This window comes from Micromonospora sp. NPDC051300, assembly GCF_044455315.1.
Lineage (GTDB): Bacteria > Actinomycetota > Actinomycetes > Mycobacteriales > Micromonosporaceae > Micromonospora > Micromonospora robiginosa.
This window is the reverse complement of record NZ_JBITEP010000064.1, coordinates 1-5,095: the sequence shown is the minus strand read 5'-3', so window position 1 is coordinate 5,095 and position 5,095 is coordinate 1. Positions and strand designations below refer to the sequence as shown.

General features: G+C 71.1%; 7 protein-coding genes. All 7 read left to right on the top strand.

All coding sequences use genetic code 11. The features are described 5' to 3' along the window. Nucleotides 1–315: 315 nt before the first annotated feature. Complete coding sequence (locus ACIA5A_RS30805) at nt 316–564, top strand: hypothetical protein (protein WP_396768283.1); 249 nt, start codon at nt 316–318, stop codon at nt 562–564. Further along, nucleotides 561–851: a hypothetical protein gene (locus ACIA5A_RS30800; protein WP_396768281.1), complete on the top strand. Its 291-nt coding sequence runs from the start codon at nt 561–563 to the stop codon at nt 849–851. The genes ACIA5A_RS30805 and ACIA5A_RS30800 overlap by 4 nt, the downstream gene beginning before the upstream one ends. Then, entirely contained in the window at nt 848–1,153 is a 306-nt protein-coding gene (locus ACIA5A_RS30795; RefSeq protein ID WP_396768277.1) for a hypothetical protein, read from the top strand. The genes ACIA5A_RS30800 and ACIA5A_RS30795 overlap by 4 nt, the downstream gene beginning before the upstream one ends. Before the next feature lie 9 nt (nt 1,154–1,162). Then, a complete protein-coding gene (locus tag ACIA5A_RS30790) occupies nt 1,163–2,155 on the top strand; it encodes a bifunctional DNA primase/polymerase (RefSeq protein ID WP_396768275.1) in 993 nt (330 codons plus the stop codon). After that, nucleotides 2,152–3,714 (top strand): hypothetical protein, encoded by a 1,563-nt coding sequence (locus ACIA5A_RS30785; RefSeq protein ID WP_396768273.1) that lies wholly within the window; start codon nt 2,152–2,154, stop codon nt 3,712–3,714. The genes ACIA5A_RS30790 and ACIA5A_RS30785 overlap by 4 nt, the downstream gene beginning before the upstream one ends. A 488-nt stretch (nt 3,715–4,202) precedes the next feature. Continuing rightward, complete coding sequence (locus tag ACIA5A_RS30780; RefSeq protein WP_396768271.1) at nt 4,203–4,424, top strand: helix-turn-helix transcriptional regulator; 222 nt, start codon at nt 4,203–4,205, stop codon at nt 4,422–4,424. Next, a complete protein-coding gene (locus tag ACIA5A_RS30775) occupies nt 4,421–5,053 on the top strand; it encodes a hypothetical protein (RefSeq protein WP_396768269.1) in 633 nt (210 codons plus the stop codon). The genes ACIA5A_RS30780 and ACIA5A_RS30775 overlap by 4 nt, the downstream gene beginning before the upstream one ends. Nucleotides 5,054–5,095 lie beyond the last annotated feature (42 nt).

Genomic DNA, 5,095 nt, shown 5'->3' with positions numbered 1-5,095 from the left:
TACAGCGGGTGGGAGGCCGCGCAGCTCACCACCGCCCTCAAGCCGCACCCGCTGGTGAAGGTCGGCGACGTGGGGCGCCGCATCGACGGCAAGCCGACCACCCGGCGCGGCATCAAGCACACCGACGTGCTCGCCGCGATTGCGGAGCGTGACCGCAAGAGGTCCGCCGGCTGACCGGTCGCGAGGGTGCTAGCGCTAGCGGCCCGACCTGCTAGCGCTAGCACCCCCGCTAGCACCCCATTCGAATCATGAGCTGCGACCTAGCAGATAGCAGCTCACGGCCCCGCGCACCCAAAAACCGGCCCGGAGGCTGTTGTGGACCCCCTGCTCACCCTCACTAGCGTCATCATCCTGCCCGCCCTGCTGGTCACCCTCGGTTACGCCCTGCTGTGCTGGGTCAGCCCGTTCAAACGCTGCCAGCGGTGCGCCGGCACCGGCCACACCACCACCCGATTCCTGCACCGGCCGCGTGCCTGCCGGCGCTGCGACCGAGGATTGCGGCTGCGGACCGGGCGGCGCGTGTTCAACGTCTTCCGCCGGCTGCGCGCCGAGGCCCACCGATGACCCGCCCCGCCGGCCACACCGACTGGTGCGGGCGCGACCACCGCTGCGGCCTCGGCGAGCACCGCTCGCCCGAAATCGTGGTGGAGATCCCCGGCCACGCCCGCGCCGTCCTGGTCCGCGTGCGCACCGCCGCCGGCCGCGAGCACGCCGAGGTACGCGTCCGCGTCGCGCTCGCGGCCGGCGAGGTGGCCGCCCGCCGTCAGTTGGTCGGCTTGCTCGGCGACCTGCGCCAGGCCGTCACCCGCGCCGCCATCGCGGCCCGGCCACGACCGGGGCGGGCAGCGTGACGCCCCGGCCGCGCCGCGACGGCGCATCACCGCGCGACCCGCACCTCACCGGCGGCCTCGAAGTCTGGCTGACCGGCACGCCGGCCGAGCTGGACGCCGCCACCGCCGCCCTGACCGCCGCCGGCCACCTCGCCCAGCACGGCACCCGCTGGCCGCTGACCGGTACCGACGCCGGCCGCCACCGGCTCTACCTACGCCTGACCATCGCCGCCGCCCCACGCCGCCCCACCCGCACCCCGGAGACCGCCACCGGGGCGCTGATCGACCTCGACGCCGCCCGCGCTAATCGCCGACCCGCCTAGGAGAAACCCATGCCCGACCTGCTCGCCGCCGCGCTCGCCCACGCGGTACGCGGCTGGCACGTCTTCCCGCTACGCCCCGACGACAAGCGACCCGCGTTCCCCGACCACACCGCCGACGACTGCACCGGCCGCGACCCCCGCTGCGGCGCCGGGCACACCGGGTGGGAGCAGCGCGCCACCACCGACCCGGACCGCATCCGCCGCGCGTGGTCGACCCGCCCCTACGGCATCGGCATCGCGTGCGGGCCGTCCGGTCTGGTGGTGGTCGACCTGGACATCCCGAAGCACCCCGGCGACACCCCACCGCCGCAGTGGGCCGGGGTGTGCGACGGGTGGGACGTGTTCGCCGTCCTCGCCGACCGACACGGCACGCCGATCAACTGGATCGCCGGCTACGGCCCCGGCGACGACCCGCCGACCGGCATCGACACCACCTACACCGTGAGCACCGGCAGCGGCGGCACCCACCTCTACTACCGCCACCCCACCACCGGCCCGGCCCTGCGCAACACCACCGGCGACCGGGGCGGCCTCGGCTGGAAGGTCGACACCCGCGCCCACGGCGGCTACGTCGTCGCCGCCGGCTCCACCGCCGCCGGCCGCCCCTACACCCTCGCCCTCGACGTCGACCCCGCGCCGCTACCGACGTGGCTGGCCGGGCTACTCGCCCCCGCCCCGCGACCCGCACGGCAGACAGCCGCGGTGAGCCTGCCGGCCGACCGACACGACCGCTACCTCGCCGCCGCGATCCGCCGCCAGGTCGCCCACCTCACCGCCGCCCCCGACGGCCAACGCAACCACGCCCTGTTCACCTCCGCCGTCGCGCTCGGCCAGCTCGCCGCCGGGGGCGCGCTCACCGACAACGACGTGACCGCCGTCCTGGAACCCGCCGCCCTCTCGATCGGACTGCGCCACGCCGAGATCAGCCGCACGATCGCCTCCGGGCTGCGCGTCGGCGCCCGCCAGCCGCGCCGGCTGGGCGGCATTCGGGAGGCGGCATGAGCGCCACCCGGTTGAAGGTCGGCACCGGCCCCGAAAGCATCCGCGCGCTCAAAGCCGCCCTCGTGGACGGGTTGCTTCCGGACACGTACGTGTCCGCCGGGCAACTGGTGCACATGGAAGCCGTCTCCGGTGACCTCGCGCCGGCCGCCGATGAGGATTCGCCGCTGCCGGTGTCGGCCAGCGTCATCAACCCCGCCGGGCTGGCCGGGTTGCTCGCTGAGCACGCCTACGTCTACCGGATGCGCACCCGCAAGGGCGACGGCGGTGACCCGGAACCCTACGAAGAGGAAACCACCCCCACCCGGGAAGTCCTGTCCTCGGTGCTGGCCGGGAAGACGTGGCCGGGTGTGGCGCCGCTGCGCGGGATCATCGGCGCTCCCGTGCTGCGCCGCGACGGGACCCTGTTGCAGACCCCCGGCTACGACCGAGCCACCGGGCTCTACCTGGCCTCCAAAGTCGCCCTGCCCACCGTGCCGGATCAGCCGACGCCGGAGCAGGTGGCCGAGGCGCGGACGTTCCTGCTCGGCCGGTTCTTGCGCGACTTCCCGTGGGCCAGCGCCGCCGACCGGGCGAACTACGTGGCGCTGTTGGCGACGCCGATCCTGCGGCACTTCACCCGCAGCTTGACCCCGTTCGCGCTCATCGACGCGACCATGCCGTCATCCGGTAAGACGATCCTCACCGCCGGGCCGGGGATGCTCTACGGCCAGCGGGTCATGAACTGGGCCTACGCCGATGAGGAACTGCGCAAGTCCATCACGGCGGTGTTCGCCGAGCAGGTCGGCGTGGTCATCTGGGACAACCTCGCCGAGGGCACCGTCATCGACTCCGCCGTGCTCGCCCAGCTCGTCACCAACGGCGTGTGGTCCGACCGGCAGTTGGGCGCATCGCGGAACATCGCCACCGTCAACGACCGGCTGTGGATGGCCACCGGCAACAACCTGCAAGTCGGCGGCGACATGGCGAGCCGCACCGTCCGCGTGCACCTCGACCCGGACATGCCCCGCCCCGAACTACGCGACCAAACCGGATTCGGCATCCCGCACCTCGACCAATGGATCACCGTCCCCGCCAACCAACTCACCGTGCTGTGGCACCTCCTGGTCCTGGTCCTCGATTGGACGCGGCAGGGAGCGCCGAAGGTCACCGGCCTGTCGATGCGGCAGTTCACCCCGTGGGCGCAAGCCCTCGGCGGTTTCCTCGCTCACCACGGGATCGACGGGTTCCTCACCAACGCGGCTGAGGTGCGGGAGATCGATGAAGACGAAACGCGCTGGCGCGCGTTCCTCACCACCTGGCATGAGCGCCACGCCGGTCGACCTATGACCGCTGCCGACCTCCGCCGTGACGCCGAACCAATGCACCTCGGCAGCGACGTCCACGACCCGTGGGACGGGCAGTTCATCACCACCGCCGCCGGCCGCCTACCCAACCCGCTGCAACTCGGCCGGCTGCTCACCGGACAGGCCGGACGCTGGCGCGGCGATCACGTCCTGCGCACCGGTCGCCACGAACGCGGCAACCGGGCCGTGTTCTGGGTCGAACGCCACCAGGGTTAAAACCCGCTGAACCATCTCGGCATCTCGGCGGAATCAGCACTCTAGCTGGGCAAACAGCCTGCCGAGATCAGCCACCAAGGCAGTCATCGATCTCGGCATCTCGGCACACCGTCTGCCGAGATCACCTCCAGTTGCCGAGATGGCTCCTCGAACCCGGAACGATCTCGGCAGACGTTTTCCCAGTCCAACGGCACCTTTGCCGAGATGCCGAGATGCCGAGATGGTTCAGCCCCTCCCACAACGAACGCCGATCACCGCGACCGACCCGAATAGACCGGCCCGCTGAGAGCCACGCAGACGCACCGGCCCTATGCCTTACACCAACCCCGCCCGGATCTTGCGTCTGCGTGGCTCTCAGTCGGTCGCCCTACGCCAATCTGCCGTGACGCCTCACGAACCCTCCACAAGCGACCCCCTTCGACCGGAAGGCGTCCACCGTGCGAATCCGGCCGTGCACCGCTGCCACCCCCGAGGGAGGACCCCCGCCCGTGACTACTCCGAAGCGACCTGAGCGGGCGGCACCTCGCCCCACCCGCCACCTCACCATCGCCGACGTCTGCGACGACCTCGGCATCAGCCGGTCGACCTTCTACGACTGGCGAGCAAAGCGAAAGGGACCGCCGGCCCGAAAGCTGCCGAACGGCGAGATCCGAATTGAACGCCGCGACTACGAATCCTGGCTTGAATCGCTATATGAGGAGGCCGCTTGAACACCACCTACGAAGTGCGTATCTGGTCAATCGAAACGTACGAGGGGCAGAGAGGTCGCACTTATCGTGTCCGCTGGCGCGTGGCCGAGCGACGACAGAAGCAAGTCTTCAAGACAAAGGCTCTCGCGGAGGGCTTCCGCTCCGAGCTGGTCACCGCGTCACGCAAGGGTGAGGCATTCGACATCGAGACGGGCTATCCGATCTCGATGCGCCGCGATACCGCCGTCATGTCGTGGTACGACCTGGCTTGCGCTTTCGCCGACATGAAGTGGCCGCACGTGGCCGCCACGACCAGGCGCACGCACGCGGAAGCCCTGACGGCGCTAACCGTGCTCCTGCTCACCAACGCGAGAGGGCGCCCAGACGGCAAGTTGCTCCGCCATGCCCTCGGCCGCTGGGCCTTCAACACCCCGCGCCGCACGGCCGACAACGTGCCGGAGCAGGTGCGGAAGACGCTCGATTGGGTGCAGCGGAACACCCGTGACGTGGCAAGCCTCAGCCGAGCCGAGGTGCTGCGCCCGGTGCTGGACGGCCTCACCGTCCGGCTCGACGGAGCGCCGGCCGCCCCGAGCGTCATGGGAGTGTGTCGATTTCCGTGTTTGGGCCTGTGGTGTGATCGAGATTGTTAGATGGCGATCCGGTCGCCGTAGGCGAGGATAAGGGCGTTGAGG